At 68.0% G+C, this 16,623-nt stretch carries 8 protein-coding genes, 1 tRNA gene and 1 pseudogene; 6 read left to right on the top strand and 4 right to left on the bottom strand.

Annotated features, from left to right (window positions below; translation table 11 throughout):
• The first annotated feature begins 89 nt into the window (after positions 1-89).
• A tRNA-Pro gene (locus tag ACZ5OX_RS27640) sits at positions 90-163 on the top strand.
• A 388-nt stretch (positions 164-551) separates the two neighbouring features.
• Here the strand turns inward: ACZ5OX_RS27640 and ACZ5OX_RS27635 are convergent.
• The 3 genes from ACZ5OX_RS27635 to ACZ5OX_RS27625 form a co-directional block, all read right to left on the bottom strand.
• On the bottom strand, positions 552-2,648 hold the full coding sequence (locus tag ACZ5OX_RS27635; RefSeq protein WP_465633807.1) for a hypothetical protein: 2,097 nt from the start codon (positions 2,646-2,648) through the stop codon (positions 552-554).
• A 34-nt stretch (positions 2,649-2,682) separates the two neighbouring features.
• The gene (locus ACZ5OX_RS27630) at positions 2,683-4,656 is read right to left on the bottom strand and encodes a hypothetical protein (protein ID WP_465633805.1); all 1,974 of its coding nucleotides are present in this window, start codon (positions 4,654-4,656) and stop codon (positions 2,683-2,685) included.
• Positions 4,657-4,841: 185 nt separating this feature from the next.
• On the bottom strand, positions 4,842-6,209 hold the full coding sequence (locus ACZ5OX_RS27625) for a tyrosine-type recombinase/integrase (RefSeq protein WP_465633804.1): 1,368 nt from the start codon (positions 6,207-6,209) through the stop codon (positions 4,842-4,844).
• A gap of 261 nt (positions 6,210-6,470) precedes the next feature.
• Between ACZ5OX_RS27625 and ACZ5OX_RS27620 the strand changes: the two genes are divergently transcribed.
• From ACZ5OX_RS27620 to ACZ5OX_RS27605, 4 genes and pseudogenes are all read left to right on the top strand, one after another.
• The gene (locus tag ACZ5OX_RS27620; protein WP_465633803.1) at positions 6,471-9,752 is read left to right on the top strand and encodes an AAA domain-containing protein; all 3,282 of its coding nucleotides are present in this window, start codon (positions 6,471-6,473) and stop codon (positions 9,750-9,752) included.
• Positions 9,753-10,072: 320 nt separating this feature from the next.
• Entirely contained in the window at positions 10,073-10,750 is a 678-nt protein-coding gene (locus ACZ5OX_RS27615; protein ID WP_117490318.1) for a hypothetical protein, read from the top strand.
• 38 nt (positions 10,751-10,788) lie between these two features.
• Entirely contained in the window at positions 10,789-11,886 is a 1,098-nt protein-coding gene (locus ACZ5OX_RS27610) for a helix-turn-helix domain-containing protein (RefSeq protein WP_465633802.1), read from the top strand.
• Between the two features lie 185 nt (positions 11,887-12,071).
• Positions 12,072-13,000 (top strand): annotated as a pseudogene (locus ACZ5OX_RS27605) (phosphorothioated DNA-binding restriction endonuclease).
• Between the two features lie 125 nt (positions 13,001-13,125).
• Here the strand turns inward: ACZ5OX_RS27605 and ACZ5OX_RS27600 are convergent.
• Positions 13,126-15,027, bottom strand: coding sequence for a DNA/RNA helicase domain-containing protein (locus ACZ5OX_RS27600; protein ID WP_465633801.1), 1,902 nt, complete (start codon positions 15,025-15,027; stop codon positions 13,126-13,128).
• 404 nt (positions 15,028-15,431) lie between these two features.
• On the opposite strand from ACZ5OX_RS27600, the gene cas7g reads away from it, so the two are divergent.
• Positions 15,432-16,622: a type I-G CRISPR-associated RAMP protein Csb1/Cas7g gene (cas7g, locus tag ACZ5OX_RS27595; protein ID WP_465633799.1), complete on the top strand. Its 1,191-nt coding sequence runs from the start codon at positions 15,432-15,434 to the stop codon at positions 16,620-16,622.
• Position 16,623: the final 1 nt, after the last annotated feature.

Raw genomic sequence — 16,623 nt, 5'->3', positions numbered from 1 at the left:
ATTGTTTTCCACGTCGCCGGGACAACCGGAGACAAGGTCGAGAAGCCCGCAGCAGAGCCCCCCAGGCCCCGCTGAAGGCGCCGAGACTACGGGACGTGGCGCAGCTTGGTAGCGCACTTGACTGGGGGTCAAGGGGTCGCAGGTTCAAATCCTGTCGTCCCGACAGTGATGTCGGAAGGCCGTTGGCCGGGAGAAATCCCAGGTCAGCGGCTTTTTGCATGATGCATCGTCAGTGAAGTGAGTCACTGCGAACACCCCTAAACGATCTTGCTGGGGACCAGTTGGGGACCGGCGCTCGCCGGTGGTGATCGGGGAGTCGCTCCCGAGGGCCGGTATCCCCAAGACCCGCCTTGGGCGAATGGGGGTACTCGGGTGCGTTTTTGGTCGTGATCATTCTGGGAAGTCACCCTCGCCGCATGGTCTGACTCGGCAGGACGTACCCGGTGATGCGAAGGCAACGTCCTTAAGTGGATTGCGTGTTCAACGAACCACACCTGTCGATCGGCGAGCATAGGCTTGGCGGACTCGGCGAGTCCAAGATCTTCGGGGTCCTACGAGAAGTCGCTCGGCGTGTACCGGTTGCCGGTAACCACGGCGGCCACCACCGCGCGGTCGACCGTGGCCTTCGGCGGGCGGTGCTTGGCCACCCAGGTCACCTCGTCGATGCGCGGCGTTCCCACCTTCTCCTTCTCGGTGAGGTCGAGGACCAGGAGCTGACCGAAGGGGACGTTGGTGTTGCTGTACTCGGCGGCCTGCGCAAGGTAGTGCCGCTCCAGGTAGGCGCGTTCATTGTTGTTGTGGTTCTTCTTGATCTCCGTCAGATACCGGCGCGATCCGAAGTGGACGAGGACATCGGCGCGGCCCAGCGCGGAGTTGATCGGCTCGACCTGGACGAGGTTGCTGATCTGGCTGCTGAGGAGCCAGTAGTGGAAGTGCTGCTGCAGGTCCTCCTCCAGCGGCACGAGGTCGCCCTGGGACTTGTCGAAGCGGCGCCGGTAGTCGCGGATCTTGACCTTCTTCCCGTTGGCGTCGTACCGGCCGTCGCCGAAGGCGGTGGAAGTGTCGAGGTCGGCCGCGGCCTTCAGGAACAGAAGCGTCTGCTCGACGAGGACCCCAAAGGTTCGGCGGGTCTCCCCGATGAAGTCCGGGAAGGCGCTCAGCTCCTCCATCACCTTCCCGAGCAGGGGAACGACCAGCGGGTCCGACTGTCGAAGCCGGGTGAGGTCGTCCATGTAGGCGAGGCCGTCGATCGTTTTCAGCTCGTCGTCGCTGACCTTTGCTGCGAGGCCGGACGTGAAGCCGATCCCGAGTTTCCTCACTGCAGTGGGCGCGAACCTGTGGGCGCGCTCTTGGTCGGCCTCTGCGTCCTCGCCGGAGCTGCCCGAGGAATCCGTTCCGCTCTCCCGCCGTGCCCGTGCGCAGGATGCGGCCACCTGCTGGTCGACGCGTGCGAGCAGGCTGGAGGCGGTCGCGTGGTCCAGCCTTGCACCCGGGTGCCGCTCCGGACTCGCCACCGCGCGGCGCAACTGGCAGAGCAGTGCCTGCTGCCGCAGGAACGCGTCCTCAACAGCCGGCTCGACGAGCATCGCCAGGCCGCTGCCGTCGCGGGCTCCGACGGGGCAGACCGTGCGGGCCGACTGGTAGGCGCTCAGCACATGGTCGAGGGCCTCCCACGGTTCCATCCACACGTCGTCCTGGAGGAGTTCGGCTGCCCGCTGCAGTTGCAGGACCAGATGCCCCCACGCCACGTCTGCTGCCGCCTGGGGTTTCATCCAGGCAGGCTGGTGCATTCCCCAGTTCCATGCGCTCTGCTGTTCCAGAGCGGATTCCAGGCGGTCAGAGGCCCCGCGAAGGTCCTCGGTCCGCCCCGCGGTGAAGGCCAGAAGGGATTCGCACACCGCCGCGTACGCCTGCGCGTCGTGGCGGGCTTCCTCGGCCGCGTCGGCCGTCTGGAACCAAGTGAGGGCGGCTTCCACGTTCTGGCTCACGTCGGCGACGGTTCGGGAGCTCAGCGCCGAACGCAGCCTGTCGTAGCCGAGTTCGACGAAGGCATCGACGTCTCCCGCCCCGCCTTCGGCCAGCCTCTTCAGGAGGCCGCGAAGGGTCTCAGTGATGGCTTGCTCGTCTTTCGACCAGCGGTCCAGCCCCAGGCCGATGATGCGGGGAAGACGCTCTGCGAAGTCCTCGGGGGTGTCGGAGCCGTCGAGGTCCTCAAGGGCGCCCCACACCTTGATCGGACTGACGGCGTCGGACACCGCGAGGCGGACTGCCCCTTCCAGTCGCGCCGCGGCGACCATGGGCCGCGAGTTCACCAACTGGTCCAGACCGGCCAGCAGGGCGCCGTTGAGGGACTTGGCGAGCCCTTGGATGGCCGCGGTGCTGTTGAAGAGCTGTTCCAGGGCCGCGATCGTATGCAGAAAGCTCGGCTGCCTGGCAAACCCGATCGGGAACTGCGCGACGGCCTCCGCCCAGCCCTGCTCGCCGTGGTCGAAGACGTGGGTGATGGCCTCGGCAAGCAACGGCGCCTGGGGGCTGGCAGCGACATCCGCGACCTCGGCGAGTACGACCTCGTTGGAAAGCCCGATGCTGTCGAAGCTGATCTCGTGGCCCGAGGCCGCAAGATCGTTCAGCCGGTCCGCAAGTTGCATGGCTCCTCTCCCTTCGATGGACATCGTCGCCTGGTCACCACATGGGCCTGCCTTCGGGGGCCTCGATGATGTGCCCGTCGTCGTTCAGCACGTCGTGGACGAGGTCGGAGTCGACGGTCGTGATCAGAACTTGGAGGTGGTTCTCCTCCGCCAGCGCGGCCAGTTCCTGGAGGAGGGTGTGGGCGTCGAGGTCCTGCACTTCCTCGGCCTTGGGGCTGTCAATCATCAGGAGGCCAGGGTGTGTCGAGATGCCGTGGGCCACACCCACCCGCAGGAGGGCGATCACCACGGCGATGCGCAGGCGGAGCCGCTCGCCGGGGCTCTGCTTGCTGAAGTAGTCCGACACTCCGCCGTCCTTGATGACCTTCAGCCGGGCTGCGCGGTTGATCTCCACGGCTTCCAGTGAGGTGATGCCGAAGCGGCGCCCCAGTTGGGCGATCTCGTTGTTGACGTCCTGGAAGAGCCTGCTGGCCGCGGCCTTGGTCTCGGCTTCGAGGACCTCGGTGCCGGCCTTGAGGACCTTGATCGTCCTGCTCTCGTCCGGATCGTCCACGATGCCGGGCGGTTCGGGGAGCACGGACAGGGCCCCCTCCAGACGCAGGACCGCCTCCTGTGCCGTCAGGCGCTGTGGAAGCAGCGCCACGGACTGGGCGCCTCGCAGGCGCTCCTCCACGGCCTCGAGGGCAGCCGTGAGCCGGGCAAGTTCACTCTCGGCCTTCTCGAGGGCCTCGCGCGCCCCGGTCTCCGCGTCCTTGGCGTCGGCGAGCCGCTGCTGCGCCTCCGCCGTGACCTCTTCTGGGCTGTCGTCGTCTCCGGTGACCGGCCTCGCGCACACAGCGCAGGAGTGGTTGTCGCGCTCCTCGAGGCGCCGGTCCTCGGCGATCGCCTGGTCGCACCGCGGGCACGCCTTGGGGTCCAGCCCGTGGAACAGGAGCCGGGCCGTGACGCTCTCGGCCACATCGTTGAGGCGCTTCTCCTCACGCTGCCTGTGGCCGCGGCTCCTCCGGTGCACGCGCATGAGCTCTTCCCAGGTCTCCTGGGCATCGGCGACAGCACGCGCGAGCCGGGCGGCCTCGGCGGCCAGTTCGGTGAGGGACTCCTGCTCGTCCAGCGGCGGGAGCGCCCTGAGCCGGCCGCGAGCGGCGGCGAGATCGGCCTCGACCTGCTCCCGTTCCGCTTTGCGGGCGCTGTATGCGCTCTCCTCGCTGGAGCGGCGGCGCTTGGCGGCACCGTCCCTGAGGTCGTAGGCGGTCTTGACCCGCGTCAGCGCTGCGGCAGCCGGCAGATCGAGGAACACCTGGAGCAGACGGCCGGCCAGCCCGCCGAACGTCTGGTCTCCGAGGAGCACCTTGTCACCGCCGGCGGGCACGTAGATGGCGCCGTAGTACGACGACCACCCGTGGGTCTGGGTACTGGTCTCGTTGTGGCTGTTGACCAGGGGCTGGAGGTCGAGTCTGCCCATCATGAACGCCTGGACCTGCTCGGCGAAGCTGTCCGCGCCGCCCGCCCGGATGAGCGGTGTCACATCGCGCGCCGGATCGGGACGGCGCACCGAGCTGAGGCTCCTCACGTCGGGGCCGGTCAGGATCAGTCCGGAGACGACTTCACCGTTGGTGATGTCCAGACGGAAACCCACCGGCTGGCCTGCCACGACGGCGTCGAGGTCCAGTTCTCGGATCCACTGGCGCACGCCGCTCTGCAGATCGCGCGGCGTCCCTCTCAGGCACCAGGTGATCAGCTCCAGGACGCTCGTCTTGCCCTTCAGGTTCGAGGCGACCAGGGCCGTGAGTCCTGCGGGGAAGGGGAGCGTGGTGTCGAAGGGGCCGGGTTCCAGGGAGCCCGTTCGAACGCCGGCGATCCTCAGCCGGTGGACTCGCAGCCCTCGCGGCCGGGCCGGCGTGTGGGTGAGTGGGAGCGCGTAGGTGCCGAATACGTCCCGGACCTTCTCCACAGTCTCATCTGCGGCTGCCGCGATCCTCACATCAAGGGCCGTCTCGGCGTTCGTCACTGGTCCCCCCTTTTAATCCGTAGGCCTGCCGATTTCGTTCGGGGCCCGTTTTCCGGTCCGCCACCCTTCATGACCTGGCCTTTCTGTTGCCTGTTGAGGTATGGCTGGGAGGTTGGTCTGTCGTTGATGGGTCGCGGGTGGGGCGCGCGTGGGGCGTCCGAATCAGGTGGCTGACCGTCAAAGCATCACACTGAGCGACGTGTTCCTGGGTCAGACGAGACTCTCGGTCGGGCCGTCGTGTGCCGTCTGCGCGGCGTGGGCTGGTATCGGATGCCCCGGGAGAGTTTTCGGGCGGCGTCGATGACCACGCGGGCCGTCGCCTCGGCGCTGAGATGGGCCGTCACGGGAAGTACTGACGTGTACGTGTCGGCGGTGGTCATGATCGTAGAGTGCCCCAACTGGGCCTGGACGACCTTGAGATCGGACCCGCCGGTCAAGGCGAGACTCGCCGCACCATGGCGCAGGTCGTGCAGCCGGACGGGCGGCAGGCCGCTCTTGCGCACCATGTTCTGGAAGACGTGGCCGATGTAGTCCGGGCGCAGCGGACGTCCGTAGGTGTCTGTGAATATGTAATCGGACTCATTCCAGTCAATTCCCGCTGCGATTCTTTCCTCCTTCTGCTGGTTACGGTGTGTGTTCAGCGCGTGGATGGTGCTTCTGTCGAGCGCGATCGTTCGCTCGCCAGCCCGTGTCTTGACCGGGCAGACTTCGAGCCGTCCGTTCTCCCGCTGCTGTAGTTGCCGGGCGACCGTGAGCGTGTGGCCCGAGGCGTCGAAGTCCGACCAGTGGAGCCCAGCTCCTTCACCGCGGCGGAGGCCGCGTAGGGCGTACAGGTGGTAGAGGGCGTACAGCCGATGATCACTCGCGAACGCGAGGAACGCGGCGGTCTGGACGGGTGTCCACACGGCAACGGGCGGGCGCTCGCCTGTCCGTCTCCACTCCGCGACGCGGTTGTCCGTCCAGACGACCGGGTGTGGTCGGGGTGCCCTCGGCAAGTCCATGTGGCGAGCCGGGTTGGTGGTCAGCAGCTCGCTGCGCACCGCGAGGTTCAGGGCGGCACGCAGTGTCGCCTGCACGCGGCGCAGCGTGCTCGCGCTGACCAGTCGGCCTGTGCTCTGGCGCCGGCGGACGATGGTGCTGAAAGCCTGCTGGACGGTGTCGGTGGTCAGCTCGCACAGCAGCTCGCGGCCGAGCAGCGGTATGAGGTACTGCTCCAAGTGCTGTCGGTAGCCGCGGGCGGTCGACGGTCGCAGATGCGGTTCGACGATGACGTACCAGCGCTGCAGCCACTGCCCGGTCGTGAGCAGCCCACCATCGTGGACGTGATCGTGGTCTTGCAGGCGCTTGAGCGCGCGTTCGGCATCAGCCCGTGTGCGATAGCCGCCTCGACGCAGCCGGGACCGGTGATCGTCGACGGCAGCTCTCCTCGGCATTGCGAGGTACCAGGATCCGTGGCCACGGTGGGGAAGGTCTGGGCAGAGGCTTCCGAGTTGCCTGCCGGTGTGAGGATTCCGGCATCCGCATCGCTTGTAGATGGTTCCGGTGCCATGCATGACGTCCTCCTTCGGGAGTGCAGGTGAACGCATGGCCAGTGTGGACCCGCGTGCCGATAGGGTGGTCGGCGCTTGGGCCTTGATCAGCGGGCTTCGCCAATCTGTGCGGATCTGGTTGGCTCAGTGGCGTGCACGGCCCCGCCCGTGGAAGTGGAGGGCCGGGAATCTTCGCAATGCTCCTATGACGAACCGTCCTCGGTGGTAGGACATAGGCGATCGAGGACGTGCTCTGGGGGGACTGTGGGCTGGCGCGAGGAAGCGGTGACGGCGGTCGATTCCTGGCTCGCTATGGAGGGCGGCACCGGTCGGAAGCCCTACTGGCGGGTTCTGGGTCGTGCCGTCGCCGCCGGCCCGGGCGAGTACGCCGTCGATATCCGCGGCCTCACCATCAACGCCGACCAGCTCCAAGCCGACAGCCTCCGACTTGCAGAACCGGACGAGAACACGATCGAGGACGGCCACTCCGTCCTGGACGTTACCCACGACGGCACCGCCCTGCGCATCCGCGTGCCCGACTTCGCCGACCTCGAAGATCCGTGCCTCTGGCTTCACCAGCAACCTGCGACGTTCCTCATCAAGTCCCTGCGCGATGGCATCGCAGGCATCACCGACGACGGCCTGGCCGGCCTGCTCGCCCGCAGTGAACCCGGCGGGCGACTCTCACCGCACGGATTGCCCGCTGGCACCCTCCTTCCGGCCCAGGACCTCGCCTACCGTGCCTGCGTCGGTACCGGCCTGTGGCTCGTCTGGGGGCCGCCCGGCACGGGCAAGACCTCGGTCCTCAAGCGCGCCATCAGTGACCTGATCGTCGCCGGAAAGCGCGTGCTCCTGGTGTCGGCGACGAACATCGCCGTCGACAACGCTCTCCTCGGCGTGGTGAAGGAACAGCGCCACTCTCCCGGGCAGCTCGTCCGCGTCGGCCCACCCCACCTGAAGCAGATCGCCGACGACCCCCAGGTCTGCCTTCCCCTCATGGTGCGGGCGAAGCTCACCGCCATCGACGAGCAGCGCGAAGCCGTCGCCGCCGAACTCAGTGCCCAACAGCAGCGGGCCCAGCACCTCGCAGCGCTCACCCTCCGCCTCGCCGGCTTCGACGCCGATCACTACACCCGGCAGCGTCGGCGCCTGGACGACCCGGCCCACGCGGTGGAGCACCTCACCGCGCAACTCGCCGCGTGCTCTGATCAGCATCGTGACCTGCAGCCCGTGCTCGCGCAGGCCGAGGACCGAGCCGAACAAGCCCGGCACCAGCGAGACAACGCCGCCGGACATCGCGCCGCCTGGGCCGAGATCGACGCGCTGGAAGCCGAGGCCACCGAGGTCGAAGCGGCCGCCACCAGCGCTGAAGCCCGCGCACTCCTCGCATACCAGGAACTGGCCGAGGCGCAGCAGGCTCTCGACGACCTCGAAGCCAAGAAGGGTCTGGCCAAACTTGCGGCACGCGCCGCCATCGCCGCCGCCGAGAAGCACCGTGACGCCACTCTCGCACGCCATCAAGGCACCTTCGATACGGCCCGGCAAGCCCGTGCCCTCGCCGACCGCCACCGCCTCCAGACCCACGCCACCGTCACCCGGCTCAGCCGGCAGATCCCGCTCACCCGCGACGACCTCGCCGCCATCGACACCGAGCTGCACCTGGCCGACGCCTCCCTCCGCCAGACCCGTGACGCGGAGGAGGACGCGGCCGCCCGGATCGTCCACCTCGACGAACAACTGCGCCTCACCCGCGCTGCCTCCGAGGACGTCAAGAAGGCCGAACGCCGAGGACACCCGGCCACCCACCGCGAAGCCCAGGCCCTGCGGCCCCAGGTCGCCGCCGACGCCACCCGCCACCCCGTGCTGATCAAGCAGCACCGCGAACTCCACGAACAGTACGAACGCCTGGCCCGCGACGCGCAAGGCCAGATCATCCGCGAGGCCCGCCTCGTCGCCACCACCCTCGCCAGATTCCGCACCAACCCGACCGTCTTCGAAGGCCCCTACGACGTCGTCCTCGTCGACGAGGTCGGCGCCGCCACCCTGCCCGAAGTCCTCCTCGCCGTCGCCAAGGCCAAGACCACCGCGGTCCTCCTCGGCGACTTCATGCAGCTCGGCCCCGTGCTCCCCGAAGCCCTCAAAAGCAGCCAGCGCCCCGACATCCGACGCTGGCTCCTCACCGAGGTGTTCGACCACTGCCGCATCGACACCCCAGCCGCCGCCCGCGCCAACCCCGGATGCATCAGCCTCGACGTCCAGCACCGCTTCGGCCCGGACGTCATGCGCCTGGCCAACACCCTCGCCTACGACGGCCTGCTCACCGGCGGTCCCACCGTCCACGCCCGAGCACGCGCCAAGGCGCAGGACGACGCGGAAATCGTCATCGTCGACACCGACGGACTCGGAGGCCTCGCGCAGATCCACCGCCTCGGCCCCTCCAGCGGATGGTGGCCTGCAGGCCTCCTCCTCGCCCGCACCCTCGTGGAACTCCACCGCGCCGACGGAGACACCACCGGCATCGTCACCCCCTACGGGGCACAAGCGGAAGCCACACTCGCAGCCTTGCGGGACATCGAAGGCGACTCCGGGCTCCTCGCCGAAGTCGGCACCGCCCACCGCTTCCAAGGCCGTGAATTCCCCGTCGTCATCTTCGACCTCGTCGAGGAGCAACACAGCCGCGGCATGTGGATGGCCCAGGCCTCACGCCGCCCAGGCAGCGGAGACTGGGCCAACAACGGCGTCCGCCTGTTCAACGTCGCCACCACCCGCGTGCAGAACCGCCTGTACCTCATCGGCAGCCGCAGCCGCATCCTGGCCGCACCCCACGACACAGCCCTCGGCGCTGTCCGAGGGCTCGTCGAGGCTGGCGCAGTCCGCACCATCCGAGCCACCAGCCTCGTCACCCCACTCGCAGCCGAGGCGCCCGGGCTCGGCCCGGTCGGTGCCCGCCTCGCGGACATCCTCAGCCGGCACGTCGAAATCGCTGACGTCCAGGACGAGGTCGCCTTCTACAAGAACTTCGCCGACCGCCTCGCCGCGGCCAAGCACTCCCTCTGGATCTGGACCCCATGGGTCGCAAAACGCGTACGGAGCCTTCTGCCCGTCCTGGAGGACGCCGTACGACGAGGCGTGCAGGTCACCGTATTCGTCCGGGACCAGAGCGACCAGAACCAGCAGAGGTTCACCGAGTACCTGGACGAGCTCAAGGCCGTCACCCCCTCGGTGATCCCCGTCAACGTCATGCACCAGAAGATCGTCGTCATCGACGAGCAGACCGTGCTCCTCGGCAGCCTGAACGCCCTCTCCCAGAGCCACTCCCGCGAGATCATGCTGACCGTGCGAGGCGCCCACTTCGCCCGCAAGATCCTTGAGCACGAGCACGCCGAGGACTTCGCCCGCCCTCCGAGATGCGTCGGCTGCCAGGGAGACCAGCTCGACCTCAGGCGAGGCAAGGCCGGCTGGTACTGGCGTTGCTACGACAGGACCTGTCCCGCCCGCAAGGGTGACCGAGGGTGGACCATCCCAGTCCAGTTCACGACGTCCAGATCCAAGCGCGGAAATCGCTGAACGGAAGCGCCAGCCCTCCATGGCCTCCCCGGCGCGGTCCCGGAAGTCGCAACCGTTCGACGTTGGCGCTGTTCATCGAACGAGCCTCGAGCCAGCCAGGGACCTGGTCGCCCTCAGGCCCAGGGACCCGAGGGCGACCACTGCTGCCCGAGCGTGGGCCGTCTCGGCTGACTCTTCGACAACTGCGCAGGTCAGCTCGCTTGATCCGCGATGTGTGACAACAGCCGATCTTGCGAAGCCACTTGAGTCAGAGTCACGCGCTACTCTTATAAAAACTCGCCCGCATGTGTGGTGCGATTCTTATAAGACTCGGAGGGTTCGTGCTCCTCAACGCTGCTCTCGGCAACCCGGACGACAGCACACGACTGCTCGCCGACATGGGCCTGCGCCCTGAGTACTTCGACCGTGCTGTCCGCATGGGGGAGCGGTCCCGCGAACAATGCACCAGCGACGACCCGAAGAACGCCCGTGGAACCCAGGACTACCTGGCCCGCGTACGGGAGCTCCGCTTCCAGCTCCGCACCGAACTGGGCTGGAAGCGATACGACCCGCAGCAAGCGCCACTGATCGTCAACCCCGAGAAGACCATCTGCATCGGAGTCCTGCTGGGAGATGCCCGCACCGGCCTTCCGGGCAACCCGCAGCCCCGCAGCCATCGTCCCGCTGGCGTCACCAAGGAAGCCGCCATCACCCGCAACCAGCACCTGCAGCAGCTCTCCCTGTTCACCCCCGCTGCCGGACCCGACGAAGTCCACCTGGACGACGACGAGTACGCCAACCTCGCCACCTGGTACCTCCTGACCCGCCGCATCGAGGGCCGTAAATCGAACATCGTGGAGATTCGCAGCGAGCTCTCACTCCCGGACAGGGTGGGGCCAAAGGGGCGAATCGACAGCTGGAGGGCCCGAATCCTCCTTCCCGCCGTTCGAATCAAAAAGATCCAGGACTACACTGGCGATCAAGCCGCAAGCTACGTGGTAGACGTCCAAGAGCGGTGACAGCGAGCACATCGACCAGCTAAGGATGACGAGGAGCGATGATCAATTCCTCGCGCATCGTCGTCGCCCGCAAGCGGCGCGGCTACACCCTCAACGACCTCGCAACTCGTGCGGGAATCAGCCTCCAAAGCTTGTCGAACTACGAGCGTGGGCGGACCGAACCAACTGCCGAAAGCCTCGCGCAACTGGCGGCCGCCCTCGACTTTCCCGAGTCCTTCTTCTATCAGCCGGACCTGGACCCCATCCCACTCGAAGCCGTCTCCTTCAGAGCCCGCAGCAAGCTCGCCGCCGGCCCACGCGAAGGAGCGCTCGCGGCGAGCCGGCTCGCCCTCGAACTCCACGACTGGATCGAAGACCGGTTCAGGCTCCCCGCCGCGGACGTACCGACACTGGGAAAGCCGGACCCCGAGACCGCAGCCGAGATGGTCCGCGCCCGCTGGGGCCTAGGCCACACCCCAGCCGGCAACATGGTCCACCTGCTCGAATCCCACGGCATCCGCGTCTTCTCCCTGCCCCCCGAATACACGGACGTGGACGCTTTCGCTACATGGCGACACGGCGTCCCGTTCGTCTTCCTGAGCACACTCAAGACGCCAGAACGCGGTCGCTTCGACGCCGCGCACGAGCTTGGCCACCTGGTCCTGCACGGCGAAGACCGTTCACTCGTCGGCCCCCAGGCCGAACAGGAAGCCAACGCCTTCGCCAGCGCGTTCCTCATGCCACGCACCAGCGTGCTCGACCACATGCCCCGCTCGCCCCTCGTCTCACAGATCCTCCAGGCCAAGCCGATCTGGAACGTGTCCGCCCTCTCCCTCACCTACCGCCTGCACGACTTGGGCCTCCTCACCGACTGGCAATACCGCCGAACCGTCATCGACCTCGGAGAACGCGGCTACCGTACCGGCGAACCCAACGGCATGCCCGTCCGTGAAAGCTCTCAGCTCCTGGACAAGGTCTTCGCGAACCTGAAAGCCAAGGGTTGTGGGCTATCGGACGTTGCTAGAGAGCTTCACGTCACGCCCAAGGAACTGAGTAGCTGGGTGTTCGGTCTCATCGTGACCAGCAGGAGCGGCAGCAACGAGCGGCCAGCCAGAGAAGGTGGCGGCACCCGCCCGAAGCTGACCCTCGTGCGCTGAGACCAGTGACCGACTTGAACGTCCGGTGAACGGGCCAGTGATGTTGGCGCCGGTAAGGCCGGGGCGGACGTCCTGGTCGAGCGCGGGCTGTCTACCAGGTGCATAATTCGGGCGGGGCTCGGGCAGCGCCCTGTGGGGGCTTGCGGCTGTGGTCGTGTCCGGGTTCCGGAATACGCTGTGCGGTCATGGACTGGCTGGAGCGGGTGGCGAAGCTGAGACGGTGGACGAACAACGACGTTCGGGCGCCACACAAACCGTTGCTCTGCTGTACGCGCTGGGCAGCTTCCAACGCAATGCCGACGGCGAACTGAGGTACAGCGCCGTCGAGGAGGAGCTGAAGCGACTGCTCGAGGAGTACGGGCCCGCCCATCCGACAACGCCCGCGTACCCGTTCCATCATCTGGTCAGTGACGGCGTCTGGGAGGTCAGGACCGACCAGGGGCTCGGGAGCCCGGGAAGTGGAGTGCGGGTTCTCCGCTCGAGCGGCGCGACCGGCAGGCTCGCGCCCGAGTTGCGAACGGCTCTGCGGAAGGAGCCGGCGCTCCTGGGCCGTCTGGCGCGGGTGCTCCTGGACTTCCACTTCCCGCCGTCACTGCACGCCGACCTGTGCGAAGCCGTCGGCCTCGACCTGGACCCGGTCGACACCGAGGGCGTGTCCGGCACCCTGGGCGGAACAGAGCGGGTGGCGCGACGGCAGCGAGACCGGCGCATGCGTGAACTCGTCCTGACTGCCTATGAGTTCCAGTGCGCCTTCTGCGGCTACGACGGCATGCTGGGCGCGAGCTCGGTCGGCCTGGAGGCGGCGCACGTGCGCTGGTGGTCGTACGACGGGCCGGACGAGGTCGACAACGGCCTGTGCCTGTGCTCGCTGCACCACAAGCTCTTCGACAAGGGCGTCCTGGGCCTGGGGGAGGGCCGTCGCATACTCGTCTCGCGGGGCTTCGTCGGGCGCAGCGAGGCCAGCAGGCAGCATGTGCTCGCCTTGACCGGACGGCCGGTCATCGGCCCGCAGGCAGGGATTCCATCGGTCGCGGGCCGACACCGGCAGTGGCACGCCGAACAGGTCTTTCGGGGCGAGGCTAGGGAGCCCCTGACCCCGGCGCATACGGGCTGACAGCGGTGCACGGTCGCCGATCCATCAGCGACCGTGTGCTATCTGACTCCGTTCCGGGCGGCCCGTTCCCGACCGTGCAGACCGGACGACACCCGTGCGCCTCGCCAGGAATTAGCGAGTGGTCATCAGCCGTGGCGGCCGTGCCCCACCGCGATCCGTCCTGCCGTCTGCCCGGCGACCAGCTCCCGCAACTTGGTGCGCGTCTCCGGATCCGTCGAGTACACGACCGTGCCGATCATTCCTCGCGTCAGCAGCACCTTGTAGGTGTTACGGATCAGCCGGTCGATGTCGGTGTCGGAGGTGGACTTGCGGAAAACAGGGTCCTTGGACGCCGTCCGGTCGGTGACCCAGCGGTCGGTGCGCCAGATGAGGTCCGGCCCGAGGATCACGCCGCTCCAGTCGTACTCGAAGCCCTGGGCGGTGTACACGCAGCCCACCTGGCCGAAGCCGGCCGGGTCGGTGGCCCACAGCGCGGCGGGCGGGGCACCGGCGATCGAGCGGTCGCCGTACACGTTCCACGGCCGGGCCCAGTCACCGATGTGCACGTCGAGAGGGAGCGGGTCCCCCGGGGTGACCTTCGTGGTCCACTTCCAGCAGTACCCGGCCGACATACGGGCGCCGTACCCCTCCGCGCGCCGGGCGTCGAGGAACGCCTCCAGCTCCTGAGGGCTGTCGACGACCTCCAGGGCGACCTTGCCGTCGGGTTCCCAGCCAACAGGGCCACCGGGCTCGAGACCCAGGAGGCGCACCACCCAGTGCAGGTAGGCGTCGCTGCCTCCGCAGCGGAACTGGCTGTCCAGTTCGACCACCTGGCAGTCCAGGCCCTTCACGGCGGCGGCAGCCCGGATCTGGGCCACGGTGCCCATCTCGCCTGGCCGGACGACCTGGTGCTCGTCCAGCAGGAACACCGGCACCCGGGCGGCGTCGATCAGCTCCTCGATCTGGGGCTTGCCGGTGCGCTGCGCGGCCCGGGTGTAGCGGTTCGCCGACGTCTCCCGAATCCGGTGGGCCTCGTCGCAGATCAGCACGTCCAGGCCGTTGCGTTCGGCGGTCATGAAGCTGTTGAAGTACTTGAACAGGTCCTGCACCTGCTTCTTCCGCGCCCCGGCCATTCGACGCATGGTGGTGGTGAACGAGCTGGAGCCGGTCGCGTGGAGGGCCGTGACGCCACGCCGGTACAGATCACCCAGGAGGGACAGCGCGATCACGCTCTTCCCGGTGCCCGGGCCGCCTGTGATGACGACGACCTCCTTGTGATCGGACCGCTGCGCCTGGCGGACCGCGCGCAGCACCAGCTCGTAGGCGACCCGCTGCTCGTCCAGCAGGACGAACTGCTCGCGCTCGCGGACCTCTTCGGCGGCCACCGCCATCAGCTGCTTGGACGGGGCAACCTTGCCCGCAAGCAACTGGTCCGCAGCCTCGGCGCCGGAGACCGGCTTCAACTTCGAGCGGAGGTACTGGACGAACTCCCCGCGGCGCTCGGTGGTGAAGAGCCGGCCGCGCTCGTCCTGCGGCACCTCGTACAGGCCCTGGACGCCGAACTCCGTCGCATTGTGGAGGAAGGCCACACCGGACAGCCGCTCGGGATGCGCGGCGAGCGCACCGTTGAAGGAGATCAGGTAGTCGCAGTAGCCGCGAACCTGCTCGATCGGGTTCAGCACCGGCCGGGTGTACGCGTCCACCCGGCACAGCAGCGGCTCGCCATCCTCCGGAAGCGCACTGCTCCACTGCTTGAGCTCGACCACCACGTACGACGGCTCGCCCGTGGCCGGGTGGATGCCGGCGAGTATGGCATCCGCCCGCTTGCTGTTCAGCGGCAGCGAATACTCGAGGAGCACCTCCACCATGCCGAGACCGGCGTCCAGCAGCGCGTTGGTCAGGACCGGGATGCTCCGCTCCCAGGAGCGCACCTCGGACGGGCTGGGCTTGTGGCCGTGCTTGTGAACGAACTGGTCGATGAGACGCACGAACAGTGATCCGGCCAGGCTCTCGGCGGCGACCGCGGACGCGGAGTCGCGGAACAACAAGACATGCTCCCAGGCAGCACGAAGTGACTCGTGCGGGTGGGGGCGTGTCCCTGAAGGGAAGCCCGGCGGGCCGCGCTGATGACTGGCCAAACTTACAACGGGTGGTCTGAGCACGTACTCGAACGCCTGAGGAATGGGCCAGAGACTTCCATTGGTGTCAGGTAAGGACACGGAGGCACACGCGGTCAGCTCACCGTCTCTGCTGGTGATGCCTGCAGTGCTGCGCCGGCAGCACGAGAGCTCGGAAAGATCACTGCCGCCGGCCTCCTGAAGCCGCCGGATTTTATCTCAACTATCCTCTCAGAAAAAAGATCTGATGTTTTGTCACTCGAAAGAGTGAGGACTGTCGGTGGGGCCTGCTTCGATGCGAACTGTCCGAGAGGTTCTGCCCAAGGAGGGTTTCCATGGAGGCGTTGTACGAGCGGCTGGCCGAGGCGGCGAGCGGGCTGTCGGCGGACGGTGCGATCCGGGTCGTGGCCCAGTACGAGCCGGTGGCCGGCGTGGGGGCGCCGGTGGCGCCGCCGACGGTGAAGCTCAAGGAGAGCGACGGTCCGGGCCAGTTGTTCGAGGACCGGTGGGTTGGAAGGGAGCGCACGAGGGTGGTGCTGCTGGACCAGCGGCAGTCGCAGGCGAACCGCTGTGAGACGGCGCTGCTGGAGGCTGTCGACCTGGGGGAGGCGGTGGTGCCGCACCTGGCGCTGCACGTGAGCGCGGAAGGCCGGGACCTTCGGATGACGAACCTGGACGCCCCGCACCGCTCGCGCGACGCGTACTTCCGGGACGCGCTGGACGAGGCCGGGGTGAAGTTCGACGACACCGACACGGGCCGGGCGCTGCGTGAAACGGGGACGGGGGACGTGCGGGCCTTCCTGGAGTCGGCGCCGTCGGACCTGGTGTTCGGCATCTGGGACTCGCACCGCAAGCGCCGTGTGCAGCTGAAGGTGCCGCGCACCTACACCTCGGAGCTTGTGGGCCTGGAGCCGCTGTCCGGGAGGCGGGCGGCGGGGCGCTTCGACAAGTGGAACTTCCCCGGAGACAACGTGGAGTTGACCGCTGACGGCTGGAGGCCGGTGGAGGGCACGGGGAAGAAGGGCAAGGGGAAGATGCTCAAGGCGTCGGCGGTCGGGCACGGGATGATCCCGCCGGTCGAGGGCATGGGCGGGGTGACGGTGCGGGCGATCGAGCGGAACGCGACGCTGGCCATGGCGGGACTGAGGGCTCTGCGCTTCGGCGACGCACCGAAGGAGTACGTGCGGGCGGCGAGGGCTCTGCTGGCGGCGCTGGCGCTGCTGGGGGACCGGCTGGCGTTCGCGGCGCCGGCGGTGCGGCTGCGGTCGGGTTGCGACCTGCTGCTGGTGTCGGAGCGGATCGAGTGGGTCGGGCGCGGGCGTGAGGGCGTGGCGGTGACGGAGCCGCTGGAGCTGGACACGGCGGCGCAGGCCTTGGAGCTGTTCGAGTTCGCGCGCTTGCGGGCCGAGGAGGCGGGCCTGGTGTGGTCGAAGGAGCCGGTGCGGCTGCGGCCGAACGCGCAGGTGCAGCAGGCGATCGAGCGCTCGTTCCGCTTGGAGGGCATCGGCGAGGCGGAAGGCGAGTAGA

This window comes from Kitasatospora sp. NPDC032121 (assembly GCF_055580145.1).
This window is presented reverse-complemented; position numbering and strand designations above follow the sequence as displayed.